This window comes from Heliobacterium chlorum (assembly GCF_014502795.1).
GTDB classification, from domain to species: domain Bacteria; phylum Bacillota; class Desulfitobacteriia; order Heliobacteriales; family Heliobacteriaceae; genus Heliobacterium; species Heliobacterium chlorum.
Genome location: NZ_JACVHF010000032.1, coordinates 1 through 23,228 on the forward strand (window position 1 = coordinate 1; position 23,228 = coordinate 23,228).

Annotated in this window: 29 protein-coding genes; 4 read left to right on the top strand and 25 right to left on the bottom strand. The window is 46.4% G+C overall.

Going from position 1 to position 23,228, the window contains the following annotated elements:
- The 17 genes from H1S01_RS17690 to terL form a co-directional block, all read right to left on the bottom strand.
- A partial coding sequence (locus tag H1S01_RS17690; RefSeq protein ID WP_188041722.1) for a hypothetical protein occupies positions 1 to 266 on the bottom strand: 266 nt, incomplete at its 3' end.
- 18 nt (positions 267 to 284) lie between these two features.
- Positions 285 to 701, bottom strand: a complete 417-nt coding sequence (locus tag H1S01_RS17695) for a hypothetical protein (RefSeq protein ID WP_188041723.1) — start codon at positions 699 to 701, stop codon at positions 285 to 287.
- On the bottom strand, positions 701 to 2,377 hold the full coding sequence (locus H1S01_RS17700) for a hypothetical protein (protein ID WP_188041724.1): 1,677 nt from the start codon (positions 2,375 to 2,377) through the stop codon (positions 701 to 703). The genes H1S01_RS17695 and H1S01_RS17700 overlap by 1 nt, the downstream gene beginning before the upstream one ends.
- Entirely contained in the window at positions 2,377 to 4,488 is a 2,112-nt protein-coding gene (locus H1S01_RS17705) for a tape measure protein (protein ID WP_188041725.1), read from the bottom strand. Before H1S01_RS17705 ends, H1S01_RS17700 begins: the two co-directional genes overlap by 1 nt.
- Before the next feature lie 20 nt (positions 4,489 to 4,508).
- The gene (locus H1S01_RS17710) at positions 4,509 to 4,802 is read right to left on the bottom strand and encodes a phage tail assembly chaperone (RefSeq protein WP_188041752.1); all 294 of its coding nucleotides are present in this window, start codon (positions 4,800 to 4,802) and stop codon (positions 4,509 to 4,511) included.
- Positions 4,803 to 4,822: 20 nt separating this feature from the next.
- Entirely contained in the window at positions 4,823 to 5,119 is a 297-nt protein-coding gene (locus H1S01_RS17715) for a hypothetical protein (protein ID WP_188041726.1), read from the bottom strand.
- 12 nt (positions 5,120 to 5,131) lie between these two features.
- Entirely contained in the window at positions 5,132 to 5,551 is a 420-nt protein-coding gene (locus H1S01_RS17720; protein WP_188041727.1) for a phage tail tube protein, read from the bottom strand.
- Positions 5,552 to 5,555: 4 nt separating this feature from the next.
- Positions 5,556 to 5,918: a minor capsid protein gene (locus H1S01_RS17725; protein WP_243237424.1), complete on the bottom strand. Its 363-nt coding sequence runs from the start codon at positions 5,916 to 5,918 to the stop codon at positions 5,556 to 5,558.
- Between the two features lie 10 nt (positions 5,919 to 5,928).
- Entirely contained in the window at positions 5,929 to 6,354 is a 426-nt protein-coding gene (locus H1S01_RS17730; protein WP_188041729.1) for a hypothetical protein, read from the bottom strand.
- Positions 6,351 to 6,665, bottom strand: a complete 315-nt coding sequence (locus H1S01_RS17735; RefSeq protein ID WP_188041730.1) for a hypothetical protein — start codon at positions 6,663 to 6,665, stop codon at positions 6,351 to 6,353. The genes H1S01_RS17730 and H1S01_RS17735 overlap by 4 nt, the downstream gene beginning before the upstream one ends.
- Positions 6,662 to 6,940 (bottom strand): hypothetical protein, encoded by a 279-nt coding sequence (locus tag H1S01_RS17740; protein ID WP_188041731.1) that lies wholly within the window; start codon positions 6,938 to 6,940, stop codon positions 6,662 to 6,664. Before H1S01_RS17740 ends, H1S01_RS17735 begins: the two co-directional genes overlap by 4 nt.
- 79 nt (positions 6,941 to 7,019) lie before the next feature.
- On the bottom strand, positions 7,020 to 7,211 hold the full coding sequence (locus H1S01_RS17745; RefSeq protein ID WP_188041732.1) for a hypothetical protein: 192 nt from the start codon (positions 7,209 to 7,211) through the stop codon (positions 7,020 to 7,022).
- A gap of 67 nt (positions 7,212 to 7,278) precedes the next feature.
- Complete coding sequence (locus H1S01_RS17750) at positions 7,279 to 8,199, bottom strand: major capsid protein (protein WP_188041733.1); 921 nt, start codon at positions 8,197 to 8,199, stop codon at positions 7,279 to 7,281.
- A 61-nt stretch (positions 8,200 to 8,260) separates the two neighbouring features.
- Positions 8,261 to 8,806, bottom strand: a complete 546-nt coding sequence (locus H1S01_RS17755) for a hypothetical protein (RefSeq protein WP_188041734.1) — start codon at positions 8,804 to 8,806, stop codon at positions 8,261 to 8,263.
- A 290-nt stretch (positions 8,807 to 9,096) separates the two neighbouring features.
- Positions 9,097 to 9,987: a phage minor capsid protein gene (locus H1S01_RS17760; protein ID WP_188041735.1), complete on the bottom strand. Its 891-nt coding sequence runs from the start codon at positions 9,985 to 9,987 to the stop codon at positions 9,097 to 9,099.
- Positions 9,984 to 11,444, bottom strand: a complete 1,461-nt coding sequence (locus H1S01_RS17765; RefSeq protein WP_188041736.1) for a phage portal protein — start codon at positions 11,442 to 11,444, stop codon at positions 9,984 to 9,986. The genes H1S01_RS17760 and H1S01_RS17765 overlap by 4 nt, the downstream gene beginning before the upstream one ends.
- A 54-nt stretch (positions 11,445 to 11,498) precedes the next feature.
- Positions 11,499 to 13,103, bottom strand: a complete 1,605-nt coding sequence (gene terL / locus H1S01_RS17770; RefSeq protein WP_188041737.1) for a phage terminase large subunit — start codon at positions 13,101 to 13,103, stop codon at positions 11,499 to 11,501.
- Between the two features lie 292 nt (positions 13,104 to 13,395).
- Here terL and H1S01_RS17775 point away from each other — a divergent pair, with 292 nt between their 5' ends.
- Together H1S01_RS17775 and H1S01_RS17780 are read left to right on the top strand one after the other, a co-directional pair.
- A complete protein-coding gene (locus tag H1S01_RS17775) occupies positions 13,396 to 13,704 on the top strand; it encodes a hypothetical protein (protein WP_188041738.1) in 309 nt (102 codons plus the stop codon).
- Positions 13,705 to 14,111: 407 nt separating this feature from the next.
- Positions 14,112 to 14,384 (top strand): hypothetical protein, encoded by a 273-nt coding sequence (locus H1S01_RS17780; protein ID WP_188041739.1) that lies wholly within the window; start codon positions 14,112 to 14,114, stop codon positions 14,382 to 14,384.
- 271 nt (positions 14,385 to 14,655) lie between these two features.
- On the opposite strand, the gene H1S01_RS17785 is transcribed toward H1S01_RS17780, so the two are convergent.
- The 4 genes from H1S01_RS17785 to H1S01_RS17800 form a co-directional block, all read right to left on the bottom strand.
- Complete coding sequence (locus tag H1S01_RS17785; protein ID WP_188041740.1) at positions 14,656 to 15,549, bottom strand: tyrosine-type recombinase/integrase; 894 nt, start codon at positions 15,547 to 15,549, stop codon at positions 14,656 to 14,658.
- 148 nt (positions 15,550 to 15,697) lie between these two features.
- A complete protein-coding gene (locus H1S01_RS17790; RefSeq protein WP_188041741.1) occupies positions 15,698 to 16,111 on the bottom strand; it encodes a phBC6A51 family helix-turn-helix protein in 414 nt (137 codons plus the stop codon).
- A gap of 175 nt (positions 16,112 to 16,286) precedes the next feature.
- On the bottom strand, positions 16,287 to 16,547 hold the full coding sequence (locus tag H1S01_RS17795; protein WP_188041742.1) for a hypothetical protein: 261 nt from the start codon (positions 16,545 to 16,547) through the stop codon (positions 16,287 to 16,289).
- Positions 16,548 to 17,407: 860 nt separating this feature from the next.
- Complete coding sequence (locus tag H1S01_RS17800) at positions 17,408 to 17,662, bottom strand: YolD-like family protein (RefSeq protein WP_188041743.1); 255 nt, start codon at positions 17,660 to 17,662, stop codon at positions 17,408 to 17,410.
- 138 nt (positions 17,663 to 17,800) lie between these two features.
- Here H1S01_RS17800 and H1S01_RS22620 point away from each other — a divergent pair, with 138 nt between their 5' ends.
- The gene (locus H1S01_RS22620; protein ID WP_423751944.1) at positions 17,801 to 18,133 is read left to right on the top strand and encodes a DUF5658 family protein; all 333 of its coding nucleotides are present in this window, start codon (positions 17,801 to 17,803) and stop codon (positions 18,131 to 18,133) included.
- Here H1S01_RS22620 and H1S01_RS17805 read toward each other — a convergent pair.
- The 4 genes from H1S01_RS17805 to H1S01_RS22380 form a co-directional block, all read right to left on the bottom strand.
- The gene (locus H1S01_RS17805) at positions 18,130 to 18,801 is read right to left on the bottom strand and encodes a DNA-methyltransferase (protein ID WP_188041744.1); all 672 of its coding nucleotides are present in this window, start codon (positions 18,799 to 18,801) and stop codon (positions 18,130 to 18,132) included. The two genes, H1S01_RS22620 and H1S01_RS17805, sit on opposite strands and share 4 nt — an antisense overlap.
- Before the next feature lie 153 nt (positions 18,802 to 18,954).
- Entirely contained in the window at positions 18,955 to 19,803 is an 849-nt protein-coding gene (locus H1S01_RS17810; protein WP_188041745.1) for a hypothetical protein, read from the bottom strand.
- Positions 19,796 to 20,932 (bottom strand): hypothetical protein, encoded by a 1,137-nt coding sequence (locus H1S01_RS17815; protein ID WP_188041746.1) that lies wholly within the window; start codon positions 20,930 to 20,932, stop codon positions 19,796 to 19,798. The genes H1S01_RS17810 and H1S01_RS17815 overlap by 8 nt, the downstream gene beginning before the upstream one ends.
- Positions 20,933 to 21,216: 284 nt before the next feature.
- Positions 21,217 to 22,092: a GIY-YIG nuclease family protein gene (locus H1S01_RS22380; RefSeq protein ID WP_188041747.1), complete on the bottom strand. Its 876-nt coding sequence runs from the start codon at positions 22,090 to 22,092 to the stop codon at positions 21,217 to 21,219.
- Between the two features lie 316 nt (positions 22,093 to 22,408).
- On the opposite strand from H1S01_RS22380, the gene H1S01_RS17825 reads away from it, so the two are divergent.
- The gene (locus H1S01_RS17825) at positions 22,409 to 23,059 is read left to right on the top strand and encodes a hypothetical protein (RefSeq protein ID WP_188041748.1); all 651 of its coding nucleotides are present in this window, start codon (positions 22,409 to 22,411) and stop codon (positions 23,057 to 23,059) included.
- The last annotated feature ends 169 nt before the right edge of the window (positions 23,060 to 23,228 follow it).

A 23,228-nucleotide genomic window follows, 5' to 3' on the forward strand; every position in this document is an offset into this window, starting at 1 on the left:
AGTCCAGAACGAATTTCCACGATCACGTCGGCCCCGATACCGTCTTTCACCAGTTCCAGTTCAATCCGGGATATCTCAGTGACACCACTCGCAGTAAAGGAAATCAGATGGTCGTAGCTCGCACAATCGAATTGGGCCACGCCAGCGCCCGTTTTGGCATCTACTTGTGCTCCGTCATAAATCAGCGAGAATGGTTGCAACGAAAGAATGGAATTCATGGTGGCTTCATCGATTACACTGGTTCCCGCTTTGAATGCGTAGATCATGGGATCGGTGGCACTCCTTTACGATGCTGAAATCGTGATCCGGGTCTCGACAGTCAGGACCATATTGGATGACTTCGACCAGGGTTGGGTCAGCAGGTTGAGCATGGTTCCGGTTCCTACCACATCTGTCCCTCCAATGAAGATCGCAGCTTTTTGGTGATCCCCGTTCGCTTCGCCTGAAAGAAACTGGGTACGAAACCGCACCTGATTTCTCGATACGATAATGCTAGACACCGATTTTCGGAACACTTCGACGATGGTTTCACCGGGATTCGTGTCATCACCCACGACCAAATAGGGACTGGGTAAATCAGCGATGCTTTGCGACAAAAGTTCCAGACCTGCCGAAGAAATAAAATTAAAAAGAGGTCCGATGACTCGGCCTCCTTCTAGTTCAAAAAACCACTCACCTTTGATTTCTAGGGATGATTTCATTACGAAACGACCACCTCACCGCAAACGTTACTTGTTTCTTCAAAGGGCTTTTTGAAGTTGTAATATTGGATATCCGCCCCGACATTGGCGAGTTTGATAAAGCCTGGATAGGGAACTGTCATCACACTGTCCATGTCTATCGTCTGCCATGGCGTGTAATTCATTCCATCGCTACTTGTTTTGATTTTTGCCGAGGGCGGTTGCCATGCATTACGGGCAAAAACGATGAGGCAAGAACCGCAAGTGGGAATCGCCGGACGATCTTCACCGTCCCCGACAAGAATGGGTGTGAATACGCCCTCCCGACTTTCCTCGACCTCGTACGGCATTTGGCATGTCATTCGCGTCATTTGATCCCCAACGTGCAACCCCTCGGTTCCATACACGAACTTATTAAGCAGAGCGGTCTCAGTACCCTCGGTTTTTTGGGCGCTGACTAATGCTTGGAGGAAATCAGGAATACCGATAAGCCGTCCCCCATACTCCACCGAGTACGTCCATGTGTCCGGGGTTAAGGGGGAAATCTTGACTCTCTGCACCAAGAAGGTATTTGAGATTCCCTTATCGGGCAATTGAATGGTCACGAGTTGACCGGGAACCCAGTCGGGGATCTCCGTCTCAAAACTTCCACGCACCCGTGGATTCGCAAACTGCCTCAAGTCGGCTAATCCAGCGGCCTCGGCGGCTTCAATGGTGGTTAACGATTTTTCATGGATAACATGTTCATATACCCCGTCACCCCCTTGAGCTTGAGCAATCGCCATTTGAGAGTCGAAGTCGTCCACCATTGTAATGACATCAATATCGTAACAATAGGAAAAGGACAGGGTTGCTCCGTTAACGGGTGTCGCCGTTTGGTGTGCTGCTTTGATGTATTTCTCTTGGAAGTTGACGAGGAAATCTACATGGGCTTCTTCATCCACGTTTTCTATGCCGATTCGTTTCGGGATTCCCGAGATAGCCATCGTGATGTTATGGGGTCTATGGGGTAATGTCCACACCGTCGCTTTACCGTCTGCCGTGATTTCATACACAAACGGGTCAGAAAGTGTCGTCCCGCCCCGCACATATACCCGGTTTCTCAACCCTTGCGTATCGATGTTGTGCTTAAGGTTTCGAATGGGCGAATTTATATCGATGAATACCGGAGCCACTTGGTCGTTATTCGAAGGGTCGAAAAACCAGAGATCCCGGTAATAGTCGACGTACCATTCCCACCCGCAATAATCAGCAAGTTTCTTTAGGCATTCTGATGGGGGCATGTAATCAAACACGATCGACTGTACGGTCGGAGCACCCGCACAGACATGGTTCGATGAGAATATTCCCTGACCGTATTTAAGGATGATATCTTTCACGATCCAGTCGGCTGGCTTCCCCTCGTAGGTTTCAACCACCAACCGGCGGTTTAACTGGTACGTAAAGTCCTGACACTCGACATTCCAGAGGTTTAACGGCCCAACGGTGCGATTCAACCTCACCGTGTCAATAATGCCGCCGAATACCCGAACATCACCGATCTCAACAATGACTTCGTCCCCTTCGTTGGGTCGAAAGTTTTTGATCGTAAAAGAGCAGGAGTCAACCAAAGAGGTCAACACCTGTTCAATCGATAGGTCCTGCAAAAGAGTGTTGGAAATCTGTTCGAAACCAGCGATACGAAGGGAGTCTGCCATTAAAACCTCACCCCTCGCCGAGCCAACTGCCGTTCAAGCTGCTCCCAGATTTCTTGGGCATTGCTTCCCTGAATACTGATGTTGAAGGTGTGACCGGTACCCGTCCCGGCCAGTTCCGGTGTAGACACATCCGGTCGAAAGCGAGCGGCACCGCTGATTGCCGTGTCAGCCAAGGTTGTCGCCGATTTATGAACTTCAACTTGTTGGTTGTCCATTCCAATGGTAAAGCCTTGTGCAGTGTACTCACCAATCTTCATCATTACCCGAGAGGGCGAGTGAATATCGAGGGCACGCTTGGCCGCATTGACCGCCCCGGTGAATAGGCTCGATACGCTGCTGTAAAGCCAACTACCTAGCGACCGCATCCCTTCGACGAAGCCTCGGACCAAGTTCATGCCCATGGAATAGGCGTCGTTTTTCATTTCAACCCACTTTTGATGGAGCACATCGTAAATCACTTTCATAGCTGCCACTAACAATATTGGGGCTTCTTTGAAATACTGAAGAATCAGCTTCCACATCTCTTGCGTGATTACACCTAGATTTTTCGCTACAGCATCCCAGATATTTCGTAAGATTTCTGTGTCTGCGGTGATGGTGTCTTTCATCCACGTCAGCGAATCCCCGGTAGCAGTTTCAATTCGGGCGAACGCCTCATCCCATACTCGCCCAACAGCAGTCCATGACGTGTCTGCCTTGTTAGAAATCGAATCCATCGTTTGGTCGAAACATTCTTTTATGCCGCTCATAACGTCATTGGTGCAGGTATTCAGCCACTGCATAGCTTGGCTCCACACATCGCCTAAGTTACCACCGAGCAGAACGACGACGGCGTTGCCGATATCGGTGCAAACCCCTTCAATCACGCTTACAATGGATTCCCAAATTGAAGAAGCTGTTGCTTTAATCCCCGCCCAGCAATCAACAACCCTATGCGAGATTTCCTCCCAGTTGCTATACAAGTAAATCCCGGCTACCACTAATGCTCCGATGGCCGCTGCCGCGATCCCCACTGGCGTCGCCAGTGCTGCAGTAATAGTTCCGAACGTCGCCATGACCGCCGTTACCCCGGTCATGATGCCTTGGATCGCGGAAAAGGCCGCAAATCCAGTTGCAATACCAGCCAAGATAGGACCGATGGTGCTCCAGTTATCTTGAAGAAGAGTGAACAGCGTCGATACGCCTGTAATGATACCGTTCAAAATTACTGCTACCGTCGATGGGAAAGCGGCCTCGATTGCGCCTTTCAAACCATCCGTTTTGAATCCGGTTGATAGTTTATCAACAAAATCGATGGCTATTGGCATAAGAGCTTTCAGCCGCTCCGATACCGGTTGCAATACTTGACCGAGAAGCATATTTGTGTTGTCTCTCAGTGTACTCAACATCCCGGTAAAGGTTTGACTTTGCTTCTGCATGGCTCCAGAGAATTTCGTGCCCATCGCTTCAATCAGAGCCGGCACAGCCTGGTCGGCCATGACCTTCCCTTGCGACGATAGCTCCATGAGTTGCTGTTTGCTAACGCCCAGCTTTTCCGCCATGAGATCCCATGCCGGGATGCCCCGCTCTGCTAACTGGTTCATCTCTTCTGCCGATACTTTCCCTTTGGTGGTCATCTGCCCGAGCGCCATCGTCACACCATTAAGGACTTCCTCTCCCCCGCCGATCGCCGACACAGCATCCCCAATCGCCCGGAGGTTAGGCATTACGCTTTCAGCTTTGAAGCCCATCCCCAGCATGAGTTTGGCTGACTTCTGCAGGCCGGGAAATTCGAAAGGCGTGTTAGCTCCGAATTGCTGAAGGTCTTTGAGCATGGCTTGAGCTTTCTCTGCCGAGCCGAGTAACGTCTCGAAGGAGATGGCCGCTTGCTCCATATCGGCGTTAAAGGAAAGTCCTTTTCCCAGACCCAACCCGCCGAGAGCCGTGGTAATTGCTCCGATAGCCGGTAAGGCCATATCCTTCAACGTCGTAAAAGCCCCACCCATGGTGGAGCCTTCGCGTTGCAATTGGCTTCCCGTTTTTCGAACCTGACCCATAGCCGACTGCATTTTAGCGTTAAAGTCGGAGATGTCTACGGAGAATTTAACAAGGACGCTGGAGAGTGCGGACAATCGCTTTCCTCCCTCCTGTCCTACGATTGGAATTTCCGTTTCAGGTCATCTAATGCTTTTAATTGGTCCTCACGATCAATGCGCTTGGCACCTGGTGATTTACCAAGTAACTTATCCGGCGTGACGGGCCGTTTGATGTTGCCCGACGCGTTCATGATGTGGCAGGCCAACCAAGCTGAGCGGTAATATTCCGCTTCTTGGCGTTGCTGTTCATGTTGCATGCGATATTCAATGAGATCGAGAAATTCCCCCAACGTCAACGCCCAGAACTGTTCCGGCAATAAACGAAGCGAGCCGAAGGCTACCTTTTTTATCTGGTCCCAGTCGGCTCGCGTTAATCGTTTTTTCGAGTAGCCGTTTCAAAGGCTTCTGCGATTTTGCGTTGTACATATTCGAGGTTATCGAAGTCTACCCAATCACCAACCTCTTTTTCGATGAGGTTAACATCCTCATGGATGAGTCCGGCCCATAAGAAAGTGCGTATCGACTTGATACCGAGATTGGTTTCGCTGAGTTCCGTGACGGATACACCCAGTTTATCTTCGATCTCTGCGAGAGCATTCAAGGTATACCGTAGCTTCCGAGGACGGTCTAGTTCGATATCGACAAATCCACGATGCTTATTCGCCATGCGTTACCTCCGTTAGCTTCCTGTAGTGACAGTCAGTGCGCCTGTGCCAGTCAAAGTAAGTTTATAAGTCGCCGCATCATCCTGGGGAAACTCATAGGGAAAGTCGGTGATGATGCAGGTTCCAGTATATTTCTTGCCCGAGGGAAGTCGGATTTCCGCTTTGAGTGTCGACCGGCTGTTGAATACTTCATCCAAGTGATCTAAAGCGGTATCGCTACCCAGCATGAATCCGTCACATTCAATGGACCAAGATAATACGCCAGCCACGTTTTCAGCCCATCCGTAGGCATCCTTTGAGGTAGTTTCGATCAGATTGGCTGATCGATTTAAGGTGGCTCCGCTTTGACCACCGACAACGGTATAGGTCGGGGTAGCATCGGTCCCGCCCGTTTGGACATAGAGCAATACGTCTACGCCTGCAATTTTCGCCAAGGTATCAGGCCTCCTCTGTTATCAGTGAGAAGTTTATCGAATAGATGGATCGGTTGCTTTCATCGAGGCCCAGAAACAGCGGACTGGATTGCTGAGCGGCACAAAAAATAACGTGGGTGTTTCCCACGTCGAAGTCTCGTTTGCCGTTAAACGTCCGAAATAGCTCGTTTGCTTTCGCATCAGCCAATGCTGGGTCTTCGACACGAATCAATATCTGAATCGTTGGTCGGCGTACATTCGCTTTTATGCTTGATTCTCTCCCGCCGGTTAATCGAACGGCGGCACAATCATTAGCTTTAACCGGGAAGGTGTTAGCAAAATACGTGAAGGGGACGGATTGCTGAAGAACAGCGATGAGTTCTCTCATTCGCACCGCATCACGCCCCCTTTAATACTTTTTGGAGTTCCCGTTCAACGTGCTGTTTGTATGTCTGGGTTTCGCCTTCCAGTGGGCGAGTCAAAAATTTGTTTCCTACGGGATAATGCTTTCCACTCATGCCATAACCGCCGGGTTTGGCAAGGGACTTCGGGCCGAGCCGATAATTCATCTCATGCATCGCCGAGGCGTAATTGAAGTTACCTTCTTTGATGCTATAGTCAACAGTTGCCGTAACCGTCCCGGAGACAACAGTTACTTCCTTGGCGTAGGACGTATCCAAGACGCCTTTATCATGTGGGGCCGTTTCCGATGACGTTCGAACGAGGTCGTCAGCACAGTCATGAACCGCTTGCTTTAGCCGATTACGGATATCTTTCTCCATGCGTTTTAGAACCTGGTCGTAAATCTTAACCTGAATCTTCATCGGACCACCACTTGAGTAAACAGCGGTTTACCGGAAAAGTCCCGGATAATGGCGATAGTTACCGGTGTCTTGGAATACGTTTGATCTATTTCATCGCTCCACTCGATCTGATCGCTGAGACTCACGGGCACCAACCCCTTAATCAGTATGGTGGCGCACGAGGTCGCTTCCTGCCCGTTTGATTGCTGTACTCGCTTATTGGATGCGTCTATCCGACAAGGATACACTGTCGGCTCCCCGAATGAGGGCTTTCCCCAGATATCGAGCTCCCCAGCTTTGCGGATTGCGACGGTCTGCTTCATCGGAATCATTCGGCGTACCTCCCCACCCGGCGACCAAGGATGGCGATGACTTCTGGAGATATGCGGCTTACCGGATTCATGGAGATTCCGAGTCCGTTCACAGACACAGAGGTTATGCCTTGCTGGGACTTGCGTACAGTTTCATCCATGCGAAGTAACCATAATGCCTGTTCAAAAACAGCTTCTTCTGGAAGAGGTCGGCTGTCGGAACGGTAGTTGCGGAAGACCCGGTACAATTGGACTTCAGCGTGATGTAATGCCCGCTGACGGGTTGTATTGTCCACCGAAGCCCACTCCTCATGATGCAAAACTGAAGTGGTAAAATAGGTGTTCGCTTGATTTACATTAACCATTACGCATCACCTATTTTTTGACCGCAGTAGCCTTCTTTTCGTCGGGACTTTCCTCTTTGATGGCTTCCGCAGTATATCCGTAGTCTCGCGTGAACAGGTTTTTCAGCCATTCATTTTCCACGATCGCCTCTCCATTAGCAAACAAAACCCCTTCGGTTACTCCGTTATAAATCTTGTTTGGTGTGTTGATGCGGTATTTCAAACCTTTTACCCTCCCATATAAAAAACAGACGTGGCAGAGCCGGTCTCTACCACGTCTGTTCTAGCCTTTAGGACTTAGGAACAAATCCTTTTTTAACGTATCGCAACCGTGCTGCCGCCCGAGGATGGAACACAGCCATCCCGCAGTAAAACTCAATCCGGGTCCGGAATACGGGCTTGCTGTCGATTTCACCGAGGTCACGCACGGAAACCCCGCCGTTACGCAACCCCGAAACATACTGCTCTGAACCGAATTTCACCGCATAGATGGAAGCGGTATCACTCGCAGTACCCGCTTTGTTCAACTCAGAAAAGCCAAGAATCTCTTGACCGGCCCCATCGGTCTCAATAACTCGAATCGGAATCCCTGCATATGTGGCGACCGGGCGACCGAAGGAGTCTTCTCCACTCTCGATATAGTGCCTGGAGTCTTGAAGGATCGCCTTAATCTCGCGACGCATTGTTTTGGAACAGAACAGAACGTCCGGCTCTCCTTCGACTTTATCAATGAGTTCGTCAATCAAGGGTAGAGATAAAACTTGATCATTCGCGTCAACGAGTTGGGAATTAGCCAGCCGCTTCTGCAATCCATCAAATTGGCTCGGTTGTGCCGCATCCCCTTTGAAAAAGGCCCGAGTGAATTCCAAGGCTAGAGCTTTGGATTTTAGATCCGTATGAATGGATCGGATATCGTTCACGTTGCCCCTGGTCTGGATAAGAAATTTGTCAATATCCACGTCACCACCGAGGATATACAAGCCTTCGGATAGCTGATTGACCACGCCCGCCGATTCTATATATCCTTCGTTGACGGAACGGAACGCGATGCCCGGTAATGTCTGCTCCTGATTGTACTTGTACGAGTTCCCCGAAATCTCCATGAACGGCAATAGTTCCAGAATCGGAGAAGAACGGGCAAAGGTTTGAATAACACCTTTTTGTAATACATCGGTCGATAGCTTCGCGGCTTCCGTCATTGTTAGTGCCAAAGAAATAATTCCTCCCTATGTGCTGTTTTTGGACAAAGAAAAAGCGCAATCCGCTGTGGGATTACGCTCGTTGGGCATAGCCCATTTTGAGTAGTTGGATAGAACTGAGTTGGTTGAGGTCGGTGGTTTGTGCTTGCGTCGGATTGGTCGCTTGGCCGACAGGCTGTTCCTGCTTGGTGCCGAATAAGCCTTTCTTTTCAGCGGCCGTTAGCCACTCTAACTTTGCTTCCGGCGTGAGGTTACTGGGAACAAGGTCGTGGAAGTCCTTTGGGATACCTTCCAACTTGACCTCCAACAAACCGTTGATAACCGACTCCAACTGTTGAACCCGGCCATTCACGGTTTTGAAACCGTCTTCGGACTTGGTCAATTCATCGGCCGTCGTCTTGTATAGCTCTTCAAACTTTCCTTGCTGTTCTTTCGCCTGTTTCGCTTGCTGTTCCCGTTCGGTCAACAGTTGTTCCAGTTGGGCCTGAACGTCTTTATATTTGATGTTGATTTCATCGAACCGGGTTTTGGGAATGAGATGCTCTTGGGGCGCAGGTTCCGTTTTCACTTCAGGGGCTGTTGGTTGTAGCGGTTCTTGAACTTGTGTTTCTTCTGCCAAAATCATGTCCTCCTTGCCCTACGCTTGATATCGCGGTCGCGTCCGCGTGGGGATTGATTGGCGGCTAGTTTAACGACATAACGCTGTTGGGTCGCAGAAAAATTCGGGTACTCTACACTCAGAGGTGGTTAAATGATGGATCTAAAAGAACTTCACCAACGTAGACTTGAAATGCTCCAGTTGTCACCGTTTCCCTTTGTGATCGTTGCTTTGGTTGCGAGTCTGGTGATTTTCATTTTTGGTAAGAATCGATAACTGCCTCCGCCACTCCGTTTGGGGTGGCTGATTTTTTATCGAAAAGCTCTCATCTGTTCTTGATGTTTTTCGCGTAGTTGTTTGGGAAGCAGACTAATATCTCGAACAGGGCTCACGTGATGTTGGCAATTAGGATGAAATATCTTACCGGTGTTCCGGACTTGGTCATATGTGAGATATCCCGGTGTTAAGCCATGGAGAGAAATCACCATTCCCTCGAATGAACGGCAGGCGTCTTTGGCCCCGTGCGACGATATTACCGCCAAATCCACACCCCGCTCCATCGTCTCCACCCGAGTCCCCTCGATATGAGCCTGTGTAAGTTTTGTTCGGACCACCATCTCAGCGTAGGTCGATAAGTTCCACCGCCGACCGGCTCGGTCCACGATGCCTACCCAGGCTTCATTGTCCAACTTAGCCGACAGTCCTTTGTGGGTGAGTTCGTTGACGATGGCACTTTTCAATGTCCTTCGCCCCATCTGTTCCAACACTTTCACTCGTAGAGTCTCGCTAACGGCGTTCCTCACAAGCTGTTTAATCTTTCTTTCTGTGTTCTGCGTGGCCATCAGCAAATCTGTGTAGGTGTCGTTAATCAACGCCTCTGTTCGCTCCCGGGCCAACATGGAAAAAGAAATGGACGATGCCGCCTCGGATAATGAGGATGCATCGCCCAATGTGAGAATGGTTTGTGCTTGTGCTTCCGTAAACGCCTGTTTGATGATCTGTTCACACCATGATTTCGTGGAACCGTCCAGGTCGCGTAATATAACCATGATCTGCGACAGAAGTGATTCAGCATAGGCTTTTTCTAACCCACTCGACGAAACGGATTTGAGCCTACCGGCAATTTCGGTGAAGGCTTTCTGGTAATATCCGATTAACCTCTTTACATCCCGCTCATAAACGGGTTTTGGAATCGGCCTCATTCACTATCACCGGGTTGCTGGAAGATGGACGGATCGGCCACGGCTTCCTCGTCCTTCATCCGTTGTAACTCAACATCGGCTTGTTCTTCTGTCAAATCATCCAGCCACATTAAGGCTGACTTCTGGGAGATTGTTGCCTTCCCGCCAGTTCGAATGGACATGATGTTCGCCATCTCTGTTTCATCGTCCGGCAGACCGTCTTTGAACTTCACTTTTGGAACCGTCACTTCATAACCCTGCGGCCCTTTACAGGCAATTTCGAGGAGTTGGGCGATTAACAACACCCGTTTCAGGGCTTTATTGTAATACTGTCGTTTGCGGTTCACCTTCGCGAGAATGGAGTTGAGACGCCATTTGATAGCTAGACCGGATGCACCACTGGTTCCCGCATCACCGGAGCCCAGGGCGATCTCGGGGATTTCGGCATTAATGAGCAACAGCTTGACGAGCTTGTCCAATTCCATAAAGGCTGCCTGTAACTGGCCGTCCCATGTGATATATTGTGGGACCACTTCGTCCTTCCCCATCACCTCAAAGACTTTATCTACGCCCACCCGAAAGATGGGGTTGCCTTGTTCATCCTCGCCCAACGTACCCGCCGGTACTGCCATGGCAGGGTCAGCGTGCTTATCGAGGATCGATGCGATCTGTGAGAGCCGATGGTTGATTTCATCGAACAGCGGTTTGTTCTCGCTAAGGTCATCGATGCCTTCCCAGCAATCGTCCGTGGCATAATTGGGGACGTGAACCACCAAAGGAAACGGCACGCCAGTCTGTACTTCCTTCCGTTCGCCAAGAAGCTCTGCATCGATGCGCCACTCATTGATTTCATTGTCTACAGTGACCACAATCGGGTCCAGCTTATATTTGGCGTAGACAATGCGTCCCGGATAATGGGATTCCGTCGTTAACAACCAATCCTCGGCATCACCACGCTTCACAAGCACCGGGTAAGCGATATGATAAGCGATGATGCGGTTGGCGTCACCGGGAGCCGTTTCGGGGAACACATACTCAGGATTCTGAGCTTCAATGATGACCCGGAAAGGATCGCTCCCCTTCCCCACCATCCCACCAAACTCTTGACCGTAGCGGATTTTATAGAATGAATCGCCTCGATAGGCGTTCGATAAGGCGCTTTCATAATTCATGATATGGAGGTCGTTTCCCTCAACGAAACGCTCAATGGCCTGCTGCTCATTGGAGTTGTCGTTTTTCCCTGCTGAGAATGTAGGCTGTTCCCCAAACAAAAAATCGGCGGATTTCTTACAAATCACGCCGGGAAGGTTGGTCGAGATATAGAGCAGTTCATTTTGCCTACGTGAGAGCTTGTTCTGAACCCGCTGGAATACATCGTAATGCCTGCCCAAAAAGAGCTTTTTATTCTCTCGATATCGCCGAATCCGATCGCGATGGGCTGGTGCTGGATAATAACTACCGACGGCAAATAAGGACAACCTACGACCCCCCTTCCTACTTTTTCATCCACCTAGCTGGGCCGTTGGGGTCCTTTACAACCCAACGGGCTTTTGGTGAAAAGTTCTCCGACGTCCCCCGCCACAGAGTTCCACAGCCATCTGCAATGCATCGGGCAGGTCATCGTGGTCGTGATTGGGGAACTGCTCTAACTGCTCCAGCAGGATTCGTTGGTGTCGCATGAACCGAAGAATTCCCTGCTCCACAATCGGCTCCAGCGATTCAATCCGTTCTTCCTTCTTGGTCTTGCTGGTCACGGCTTTCAGTTTAGTCGTGTAGATTCCCTCTCGCGCCATTCGTTCCCGAGCCTGCCGGAATAGGTCAAACTGGGCCTGCACGGTTTCGATGGCAAAAATCCGTGGCCGATACTTACCGATTTTGTTGATGACCTCTATCAGTGCTTCATGAGCCGGGCACTTCCTCGCCCATGTCTCTACGACATAGAGGATGCCTGTTCGCCGATCACGGCCAATCATGACGATGGCGTTGTAATCGGATCGATTGTTCTTTCCCATCGCAATGTCCCACGCACCGAAGTAGTCCAACGGCACAGGTCGGCCCATCTTATCCCGCAGTTCTGGATAGTCGAAAAACGTAAACATGGACGGCTTGAAAATCTGGGTTTCTTCGTCGATGGGGTTGTTGAGGTACTCCGAACCAAAGGCTCGGGAGCCGATGTTAACCTTCTCAATCATCAGACGGGAATAAGAAAAGCGTCCCGGCCATAAGACCTCAACGCCCTGGTCCATCTCCTCTTGATTTGTTTGATAAAAAGCTATCGCATCATCCAGCCGATTTTCATTTTCGGGATTTCGGCAGGTGGATTCGAACTGCTCCCACAGGTCGCCACGTTCCGGTGGGGATACAATGGCTGAATATGTACGGGATTCGAAGTCCGACCGCTGTAATACGTTCGGCAACAACCCTCGGGCTTGAACGATGGTCCCCATGTAGATGAACGCTGTTTTTGAAGGATCGCCGATGGGCATAACGACCGAGTTGAACCAGTGAAGGTTCTTTTCGCGCAGTTCAGGCGTGTTGGTATTCTTGGCCGACTCAAGATCGTCGAGGATAACAAGGTCGGGCCGATACGAGCCGTTTCGTTTCCCCCGCAGTTGTTTTCCCATGGATGCTGCTTCAACCAGTACCCCTGTTCGGGTAAGGAATGCCTCTTGGTTATCCCGCTCATTCGTAGATTTGCGATCAGACAGCAATTCGCCAAAATCCTCACGTAATTTCTTGTTGAATTTGAGCTGGAGCGATATCCATTCAATGAATTTCTTCGCCATCGAATCTGTTTCCGAGATAATGAGGATGTACTTTCGCTTGTCGTAAACGATCTCATGGATGGGAAATCCGTTTGATAGATAAGCCGACTTGGCATGGCCCCGTGGAGCCGCCCAAGCGATGCGAGCCGTTGGGTTATCGACCGAGACTATTCGGAGCAGATCGCAGAGTTCTCGGTGGAAGCGAGGGGCGTCATCAATATGGACGCCCGCCGGGATGAGGTTCTGCTCATTTTCAGGGTTTTTATCGTCAGAAAAATACTCGTACATGAAGAACAGGACATCAAACTCAGCACGGTCAATCCGGCGAAGACGGTAAAGCTCCTTCATGTCGGCAATATACTCGGTCTGCATAGCTGGACTGAGTTCTTGCTTAGCCCGAACCTCGTCAAATAACTGGACTCGTTGTTCTAAAAGTTCTATTCGCTGTTGCCGCTGGTCACGGTTTAGAATGTTTATGGTTTGTTCACCTCCGAGATATTGAACGAAATAAAAAAAGACATCTCAGTTAAATTTTGAATACGTCTTTTTGATACGGTAATTCGACAAACCGTTACGGGTACGCTGTCTTTTTTATATAGTTATTCACGATACCCACAGGAAAAACGAACATAATTGTTAATAACTTTTAATAAATTCCAGGAAAATGAAAGTATTTGTCGAAGATAATTTACTATTAACTGATGTTGGAGATAACGGAGGAATTAATGTGAAACTCGGACCATGGGAGATATATTTCTCTCCCCAATTAGAAGGGCTTGATTACGTCTTTGTCTCAAATGACCAAAAACAAGTCAAGGTTTACTGGAAAGAAAAGCTGATTGCCCATCTAGCAGTTGTTGAAGAAATTCTTACATATCAAGGAGTTTGCCGTCTGAACATGTTTCCCGGTCAAAACTTGGTTCAGCTTTGTTTTGACGATATGAAAGAGATCATGAACCAACTCAATGCCTAGCAAATCCAACGGGCTTCTCCCCATGTCAAAATCCTCGACGTCACGATGTAACAGTTCCCGACGTCCCATGTCAAAGGTCTCGACGTCGCGATGTCAAAGGTCTTTGACACTAACTATAACCATAATAACTAGAACCACATAACACGAACCATAGAACAATAGGGTAGCCTTGACCGTAGATTCTTTATTTAATCCTACGGTATTGAACTATTACCTCTGGCAACTCCGGCCATGCCCCCGTCGCCCTGCACGTTGCCACACGTTCGAACGGAATACCGAACAGGCATAATGACCCCATCTACCTATTCTCTCGCGACACGCGCCGACGTGTTGCCTCACGTGGGCAATCGAACTCAATACATGAAATTAAAAAGCCCTCACAGACTAACAGTCAGGAGGGCGATCGAATGTCCGAATCAAAAAAGCCGTATGAAAGACGTATTATACCTCCGGGTTTAATGGATAAATTACCCCTCAGAAATCGCATATCCCGTGTTACCGTGATCGACAGGCCAGAAGCCCCGATTGCTCGTTCGAGAGTTTTAACCACGATCACGTACGCTGCTGGTGTAATTATCGCGTTGTTTCTCACGGCTACGGTAGTCTCATTGATCGGTTCTGCTTTATTATGGCTATACTTTTCTTTAACCTCAGGCGGAAAATCTCCGTCGCCAATGTAAGAGGGTGTTGACATAGTCAATCCCCTTCAAAATGAGGTTCCCCGAAAATTTCCGATAACCTCTGTGAGGGTATCACTGGTGTCTTACTATTGGTAAGGCAGTGGCCTTCTAATTGATTTCCCCTGTCGCGCCACACGTTGCCCCACGTTCGAAGGAACATTTGTTCTGGCATGAATATCCCAGGTGCCATATTCTCTCGCGACACAGGGCAACGTGCAGGCTCTGGTGGGCAATCATTAAAATGAAAATGGAGTCGATTCAATCGATCCCCTCACACCCATGATAATTCTTCAACGGCCCTGACCAAATCTTCCTCGCCGGGCATCGTGTACCGGCTGGTCATTTGCAGATTTGGTGAGCCGTCTTTCTTCATGTGTCCCATTAGTCGAGCGATCACATCCATCGGGATTTTCCGGACGGTTAACTCATGACCGAAACTGTGTCGCAGGGTGTGGCAGGTGAGATGCTCGATACCGGTTAGCTTTGCGTACTTTGCGATTAAGAATGATACGCCCCGCGGGCTCATCTTTTCGCTTCGCTGGCTGTAAAACAGGTAATCGCTGTGGGTATTGCGGGATTCGAGATAACGCTGCAGGACTCTTCGGCAATCCACATTCAACGGGATTTCACGGTATTTGCCGTGTTTACCATTAGGGATGACCAAGGTTCCCTTTCGTTCGGTAAAGGGGATGTCTTTGACGCGTATATCGCAAAGTTCCTGAACCCGAACACCAGTATGGAGCATCAGTGTGACCATCGCCAATTCTCGGATATTACCGTGTTGGCGCACGGCCCGTACCAGCGTGTTCTGTTCATTGCGGGTTAGCCACTTGGGCGACGATTGAGGAACCGTGATGCGATCGATTTGCTCGACGGGGTTATCAGGTGCGTGGCCGTTATCGGCGAGCCAACGGAAAATGACGTTGAGATGGGTTAGCGTTAGGGCGACGGTATTGGGCTTGAAGTGATTGGCAGCGAACCTTTTGAAATTTGCTACGTCCAGTTGTGTGGCCATCTGCGGCATGGCAGCCCCCCCGGTGGGGGTGGGGGCGGGGTGCTCTTTTTCATAGCATCGAGAGAATCTGGCCCAACTGTCCTGATAGGAGCGCAGGGTGGTTGTGCTTTTGCCTTGCCGTCTGAGTTCTTCGATGAATGCTGCGATCATGATGTTCTCTCCTTGCATAGACGCTGACTAATCTGCTGGATATCCCGCCGAAGTATTGGGCTTCGTGGGTCACAGCTTATCTCTAGTCAGCGACTAATGCAACGAAAGAGGATGAGTTTGCAGTAGGGTATAAAATGAATTTCTACCCTTAAATATCGGCCAGCATCTTCTTCAGATTATCAATCTCGGCCTCGATTGATTCGTTGGAACGGCTATCCTCAATCTTGGCCTCAACCTTCTGGACTTCGGTCAAGCGGCCCTGGTTCTTCATGACCAGTTCGATAGCTTTAAGCTTGTTCTTTTCGCTTTGACTTCCACGGGCGATGGATTTTAGGCTGTTGTAGGCTTCAGCAAGGAAGTCCTTCATGGCCAGTTCTGCCACTTCATTCTGGTACGCGATAAAGTCGGGGTCCTGCTTCCAACGATATAGCGTCCGTTCGCTGATACCAGCTTCGTCAGCAATTTGGGCCAACGTCATTTTATGGACATCGTTTGAGGCGAGTATTTCTGCAGCGAGTCTCTGCGAGCCATTCATCGCATATTTCTTCGATTGATCTGACATTACCTCATCCCTCCTTTCGGTCGTAAATTTAGAACCTACTTCTAACTTTGCAATAATTACCGTCAATTCACAGTAATCGTCAGATAGACCTCGTTCGCACCAGTTATAGCGCAACAAAAAAGCGACCCCGCTGTGAATGACGTGTTCACCGCGTGTCGCCTCATTTTCATCATTATTAATTTGAATACAATTCTTCAGCGGCCTCAAGTCCTTGCATGACGAATAGCAGACTATCCAGTGAGCTATCGTCAATATATCTCGACTCCCCCGCCACCTTCAGAAAATAACTTGTAAATGCTGATTTAGGCAGTTCCTTTTGCATTGCGTCCACACACTTCTGTGCCCAGAGGCGAACTTGTTGCCTTTGTTCATCCTCTTCCAAGAAGCGGTATGAATGTTTTATTTTATTACCTTCTTCAGCGAGTTCCCGAAACATCTTCTACCGCCCCCATTCTTGTCCTTTCATTTATCATAACATCGGAACAAACGTTTTGATGTGATCGCAGTCACATTAATTCCCAAGCATGTACTTATTGACCAAATTCCACTAGCTGAAAGTGAGCGTAAAACATCATCGATTGTGACAGGTGACTTAGAGGAATATCCACCAATAACCCCATATACCAAGTCTGAGGGTGGGCTGGTATCATTATCAGGCACAGCAGTGTGGCTAGCTGATGTGCGTTGGACCAGGGTAGGATGGTGGGTTACGGATAATGCAGGTTGCGCTGTTCTTTGACAAGTCCATATCGACGTTAATACAGTTATTCTCAGTTAAATACAGTTAACCGTTATATATAGTTATAGATACACTGTCTTGTTAGTGGGTAAACAGTTACCCATAGGTATGAGTAAAAGTTACCCATAGGTAGTCTCTATATTACTCGTAGGTTCTTGTTATAGTTCTATACCTGTTATCGTTATAGAGACTGTTATATTGTTTATGTCAAAGGTCTTTGACATCGCGACGTCGAGGTTTTTGACTTCGGTTAGTCCTCATTCTATATCATGGACCGTTGGTTATTTAACACATCTAGCTAGAACTTGGCCCGCACTCGCCTCGCCCAGCTGCCGCACGGCTGAGTTGGCAATGTCGTGGCCGACAACGACTCATCAAAATGATGAAAGGTGGATGTTCCAGTTCAATCAGCTATGCAGTCGGTCCTCGATTATTACTCGATCATTGCCGTCGCTTCCTGTGTGCCAACGTGTGGCTCGCAGGTATTAATTGAATGGAATTATATTAGCAATGATTTCAGTCGGCACACGTGGCGAAACAGGCATGGTGGTGGCGAATCACGATGTTTTCTTCACCTCGATAATATCGGTGAAGAGAATTTCACGCTCACCTCGCTCGGTGGACACTGACAACTTTCCCATCCTGCCTTTTAGCGGTACGCAAATAATCTGCTTACCAGTTCGTAACGAAATCATAATCTCCGACTTTTCTTGCATGGCTGAACTGACGATTTCATTCATTTCCTCCATTTGATACTCAGTGATTTCCCGTAGATCATCAGCCACCTGAGCGTCTTTTGGTTTTAGGAACATCATCAACACCTCCTGGAAATAGAATAGCACGTTTCTTCCATTAATGGAACACACGTTCTAGCTCTATCCCAGGAATTTACTACATTGGTCAAACATTATACACCAATAACGTTCGACTTCCTCGGAAAAACTTTCAGCATGAAAGTAAAGCTCTTTACCTGTTATTGGACGCTCTTTCCAGTCATTGTACTCGTCTTAAACGCTTGGGATTGGCTGGCTACAGTTGAGGGAATTCAACGTGGATATATCTCTGAGGCGAATCCACTTGTAGCTCCGATATTGGATAGCCGACCGTGGTTACTCCTGATATTTAAACTTTTACTTTACTTTATATTAGGCATTCTCGTACCGAAACTCGGACCAAAACAATATCACTGGGGCTATCTTACGATCTCGCTTTTGGTTATTGGTGCTTACATGGCAGTGGGTACCTACCACGCCTATTGGATCAGCTTAGTTTTGTACCGCTAGGCTGCTGTCAGCCTAGCACTGGCTGCCTCCACGTATTGCTCCTCAAGATCAAACGCAATGAACCTCCGCCCCATCCGCTTGGCCGCCACGCAGTCTCCGCCACTGCCGCAGAACGGGACCAAAACGATATCACCCGGCTCCGATGACTTCTCAATAATCATTTCGGCCAGCTTCACCGGCTTTTGCGTTGGATGGATGTAGGTTACTGCCGGATCGCGTGGCACAGCCCATACATCTGAAATTCGCTTTCCGTTTAATATGTGTCGGTCCTTCACGGCAAATATGAGAAATTCGTGGGCGGGACTGTAGGCTCCACGAAGATCACCCATTCCCCCGCCGTTCTTTTGCCAGACGATGCAGTTCTTGATTGTGAAGTTTTGGGTGATGCGGTGGTACCACTCGGTATAGACGTCCCAGCGGGTCCAGCAGTAAAGGGCACCACCGTTTTTCAAAACCCTATAAGCGTCGGCCAACCAGTCGGCCATGATGATGTCGTCGTTTTGGATCGCGGTGAACTTTCGTTTGCGACTGCCGCTACGGTAATTGATGCCGTATGGTGGGTCGGCAATGATGAGGTCTATGCTGCTGTCCGGTAACTGTTTCAGGCCGTCGTTGATGTCCATGTGAATGATGGTGTCTAGCGAAAGATTACCGAAGTTTGCTGTCATTGGCCACCTCTTTGCTCTTTGAAAATAGAAAAAGCAGTCCAACCACGATGGGCCGAACTGCCTGCCTATTCAATAGGTGGGCTGTGGGTAGTGGGGTACAAGAAGATTAAAATATAGCCTTTGAATTTCATTGAATCGATTAAAATAAAATTTCTAAGCAATTACCCGAATATCTAAAATTTTCAATTTAGATATTCTATGTCCATCCAACGGATTGCTTTCGATCTCACATACTATTTTAACATTAGTTTTACTGTTAATCATGGACTGAATAATATTTAATTGCAGGTTATCGGCAACTGAAAAGTTATAATAACCACTACGAATATTTTGCTCATCATAAACGCGTAATTTACCCTTATTAGTTTCTTTATCAAATTTGCATATATCTGCAATAACATCAAGTGGCGTATCTTCAAAGTTCTTTGTACTATCAAAAAAATTCTTGTCTTTAAAATTCAGATTTAATACGGGCATTAATGGAGTTACCATCTTTATATTTTCTATTTTCTTTGATTCCAAAGTATCCGTCAAACTAATGTAATGATCTCGTACTTCTTTGGCTATTTCAAATGATTCCATGCTAAATATCTGTCTCTCGCCTTCAACATCAATTATAACAGTGGTATTTTCATCCTTAATAATCCTTATTGACTTTCCATCCCTTAGTGCTTGAAATACTAGCCTAAGTATTATATATGACTGTTGTGTATATTTTACTATTGTTTCTGGATATAATGATGCCCCAAAAATAGCCAATTGAGATATTCTTAATACTACATCTAAATCTACAACGAAAGAACCTTTACGAAAGTTTGAAGCTCTTATTTGAAAAATATTTCTATCCGATTGTTGAAGACGGGGTGTATTACTTAGAATAGCATATGTTTTGTCAAAAATCTTATGGATTTCCGTTAAAATGCTTAAAACATTATGTAGATCAACTGATTCTATTAAGTCCGGCCCATCTAAGGTGAGCGATAAGAACCCAGATTTATTCATTATTTTTTTCCCCTTCGTGCTTTTGTCTTGTTGGATTTATTTTATTCTGACCAAACGCTATATACATTGCTTCGATTTTTTGCCACTCAATCCTATCAAAAAATTTATCTTTGTTTATCTTCTCGTCCAATGATCTTAGAAAAGAATCAATCCAGCTGTGATACTTAATTCCTTTTCCAGGTAATAACGATCTTATTTTCATCTTTATTCTGCAATGTATAGATATGCTAAATGAATCAATTTCTTTTTTATCCAAGTTGTTTAGATATAGCTTGAAAAATAAAGAAGGTATATAGGTATTTAATCCTTTATAAACTACATTAAATTGTATATTAACCATCGGGGTATCTATTTCAAGTAACCCGATATCTTTTCGTCGTACAGTACTTTTTTTAGGTAGTTTAAACTCAATTAATTCATATCTTGCTCCATCACAAAATGCAGATTTCAATACTTGTTCATTATCAGTCGCTCTAATTATTTGTATCATTGGCTTTCCATTATTTACTTCTAAAAATGGTTCCCGTTCTTCAATAGGTCTAGTTAATAAATTTAATATTCTATTTTTCATAAGGTCCGGAAGATCATTACAATTATATAAAGCTAATTGGATCTCTTCTGAATCATCAAAGTAGCCTGTAAGATGAGTTGATAATTTTTCTATTAAAAAAAACTCTATCGCTTCAATAAGAAATTTTTCAGAGCCAGTAATCTGGGACTCAGTTGGTTTAGAACTGTTTAAAGGTTCCTTGTTCCACACTGAAGCAAACGCACGATTCTCTAAAAAAGTTGCACTCAAAGTACTGGCCAAAGTGTTTGAGAAGATATAGTTTGCGACAGGAACTATTGTTTTTGTACTTTTATTAAAAAGAATAAAACATGGAATTTTAACATCATAATGTAATGTTCTGAATTTTTTATGAAATAGAATTCCCAACGAAATAAAAATAAAAATAATTCCGATTAAAGCCAATTGAATACTATCTAAGATTTTTTCTGTAAATGCATAGTTGGTTAATAAACCTGTACCGACTGACAACATTACGGCCACTAAAAAAAGCTCCATGAATGTTGCTCTTTGGTTAAGGAAATCTTCAATTGTTGAGTGTCTTCGCAAATTATTTTCCATTCCGTACCCTTCTTTATTTTTAATGGAAATTTTTTCTGTATATAATTATTTCGGTGCAACCCGTAGAAATCCTTCCAAGTTTAAAATTTTTAGGGAAAAGCCGTATCATCCTACCCTCAAGACATTCCTAATAAGTCTCATCTGCTTATGTATCCATAGTAGAAGACTTTCGGCCCACCTACCCCTCCCAACCCCACAAACTCCCCACTTATCCCGTCAAAAACTCATCTGCTATGTAAAAAGTAAAAAAGCGACCTCGCCGGTCGTGGAGAGATCGCTCTGTCTTAATCCAAATTCTTAAACTGAAAATATGGTCCTTCGCCTACAGCCGCAAAGTGGGATCCAATTAGGTCGTTTTCTATTTCTTTCAGTTGGTGAGGCAGTATATCTTTCTCGAAAGGAACGTAGGAAAAATAAACATCATCAGTTCCCCAGTTTTTTAGTACATGGGATTTCAATCTGTTTGTAAGTGAATTTGATTCACCGATATAAAGCAGTCCCTTTTCGCCTTTAGCTAAAATTTTGTAAACACCGGGTACAGGTGGAATTGTTTTCACGTTTTCCGTAGATAAAATGCTTGACTCTTTCCATTTAAGATTCATCCAATTTTGATCTATTGGATCTCCTACCATATGTAACGGCTTCACGCTCGGGCCACTAGCAGAGTTGGTCTCTCCATCCGGTAATCGATATCCTCTAAATCCGCTCTTTCGATCTTTAGACTTTACGTATCTTGGGTGAAATCTTCCATGATTACATAGCGTTGATTCACCGGATTCAAGACGATACTGCCATAATAAATAACATTCAATGGTCTCTCGCTCTTTCCGACTCATCGATGATTCTAGGGCTACGGAAAGCTCGAATTCCATATCCTCCCCATCTTTCCAGGCCCAAAGCGAAGGAGCTGCCGTGTGAGGATCGTTAAAAGGCATTTCCGCTTTCAAAGTGTTATTTACAAGTGACGAAACAACTCGTTCACGTAAACTCCGCCCCGTTTGACCGATGTAGCATAACTTATTTTGACCTACGGGTTTTATTCGATAAAAACCGGGGATTGTTGGAATGGACTTACGTACTTGCTTATCCGTAGATACCACATAGAAATTTAGCCAAGGGGACCAGTTTAACTTGCACCATGTCGGATGTAAGAAGTTCACGAACTAATTTCTCCTTACTATCGTGTTTATTCGTCCCAATGATTCTACTATATCTTAAGACTCAGATATTCGTAAGTTGTATTAAGTTATCCTGCATCTCTACACAGAAAAGCGACCCCGCCGTTAAAGATGAGATCGCTGGTAAGTTTATGGGCATTGAGCATATCGAGGTATTTTCGGGATTATGATGTCCAATAGCGATCGTACTTTTTTGTGATTTTCTAAAAAGAATTAACCAAAAAAATTATTTATTTTTCTTGGAGCCCAATATACAATAATGGATATAAAATCCTCGAAAGTTAGGAGGAGATAGTTTTTGGAAGAGTTTAGATGCTTTGGAGAAGACCGTAGAAAAGAAATTGTTGCTGAATACCACGTAAAGCCAATTGCCCACGTTCGATTGTTAAATCATCAAGAAAAGCATAGTTGCACTGGAAAATTATTGACTGAGAGTTATTACTGCTTTTCTTATCAAAAAAAGTTAGGTAACGATAAAGTTATCAAAACATTCTTCTGTGGTAGACCTACCGCAGAACACTTTCTAAAATTATTAAATATGCAGAAACTAAAAATGTTCGATCCCTTAAGGCACGAGGAGGGCCGCCCCGGAGGAAATGGAGGAGTTGGTGGTGGAGTTGGCGGTAATTTATTGAACTGGGATCCTCTCGCTAAAGAATTATCTAATGCAATAAACCTAACGCTTATATATAAAGACAAAGCACCTGAAGGAACGATAGCAAAAATAAAATATGAGATTGAGAGCAGCCCTAATAACAGGCCTCTTAAACATTATGTGAAATCTGTAAATACTATAATGAAAGGACTAAACAGAAAAAATCTTCAGGAAGTAATATCTGAATTAAAATCTAAGGGAAATAACATAAGAAATTTTGATTTTTCGATCGCTAATACAATACTAGATGAGTATATAAAAGAGGATGATACAATTGTATCCTATTTTGGTTAAATAAAATGACAATTACACATACTCGGGTAACGCTAATTACCATTATTCCGCTTAATTGTTTTTAATACTTATGGAATTACCCCTAGAATCCCCTACAAAAAACCGCCCCTCCCCACCGGCCTCGCTCGAAAGGAGTACAAGGTAGACCGTGAGGAAGGGCGGTTTGCTG

Bases quoted from the DNA above. Each gene is read 5' to 3' on its own strand.
- H1S01_RS17695 (WP_188041723.1), bottom strand. From the start codon at position 701: ATGAAATCATCCCTAGAAATCAAAGGTGAGTGGTTTTTTGAACTAGAA.
- H1S01_RS17700 (WP_188041724.1), bottom strand. From the start codon at position 2,377: ATGGCAGACTCCCTTCGTATCGCTGGTTTCGAACAGATTTCCAACACT.
- H1S01_RS17715 (WP_188041726.1), bottom strand. From the start codon at position 5,119: ATGGCGAATAAGCATCGTGGATTTGTCGATATCGAACTAGACCGTCCT.
- H1S01_RS17725 (WP_243237424.1), bottom strand. From the start codon at position 5,918: ATGAGAGAACTCATCGCTGTTCTTCAGCAATCCGTCCCCTTCACGTAT.
- H1S01_RS17730 (WP_188041729.1), bottom strand. From the start codon at position 6,354: ATGAAGATTCAGGTTAAGATTTACGACCAGGTTCTAAAACGCATGGAG.
- H1S01_RS17735 (WP_188041730.1), bottom strand. From the start codon at position 6,665: ATGATTCCGATGAAGCAGACCGTCGCAATCCGCAAAGCTGGGGAGCTC.
- H1S01_RS17760 (WP_188041735.1), bottom strand. From the start codon at position 9,987: ATGAGGCCGATTCCAAAACCCGTTTATGAGCGGGATGTAAAGAGGTTA.
- terL (WP_188041737.1), bottom strand. From the start codon at position 13,103: ATGCAGACCGAGTATATTGCCGACATGAAGGAGCTTTACCGTCTTCGC.
- H1S01_RS17775 (WP_188041738.1), top strand. From the start codon at position 13,396: ATGAAAGTATTTGTCGAAGATAATTTACTATTAACTGATGTTGGAGAT.
- H1S01_RS17780 (WP_188041739.1), top strand. From the start codon at position 14,112: ATGTCCGAATCAAAAAAGCCGTATGAAAGACGTATTATACCTCCGGGT.
- H1S01_RS17785 (WP_188041740.1), bottom strand. From the start codon at position 15,549: ATGATCGCAGCATTCATCGAAGAACTCAGACGGCAAGGCAAAAGCACA.
- H1S01_RS17790 (WP_188041741.1), bottom strand. From the start codon at position 16,111: ATGTCAGATCAATCGAAGAAATATGCGATGAATGGCTCGCAGAGACTC.
- H1S01_RS17795 (WP_188041742.1), bottom strand. From the start codon at position 16,547: ATGTTTCGGGAACTCGCTGAAGAAGGTAATAAAATAAAACATTCATAC.
- H1S01_RS17800 (WP_188041743.1), bottom strand. From the start codon at position 17,662: ATGTTCCTAAAACCAAAAGACGCTCAGGTGGCTGATGATCTACGGGAA.
- H1S01_RS22620 (WP_423751944.1), top strand. From the start codon at position 17,801: ATGAAAGTAAAGCTCTTTACCTGTTATTGGACGCTCTTTCCAGTCATT.
- H1S01_RS17805 (WP_188041744.1), bottom strand. From the start codon at position 18,801: ATGACAGCAAACTTCGGTAATCTTTCGCTAGACACCATCATTCACATG.
- H1S01_RS17810 (WP_188041745.1), bottom strand. From the start codon at position 19,803: ATGAATAAATCTGGGTTCTTATCGCTCACCTTAGATGGGCCGGACTTA.
- H1S01_RS17815 (WP_188041746.1), bottom strand. From the start codon at position 20,932: ATGGAAAATAATTTGCGAAGACACTCAACAATTGAAGATTTCCTTAAC.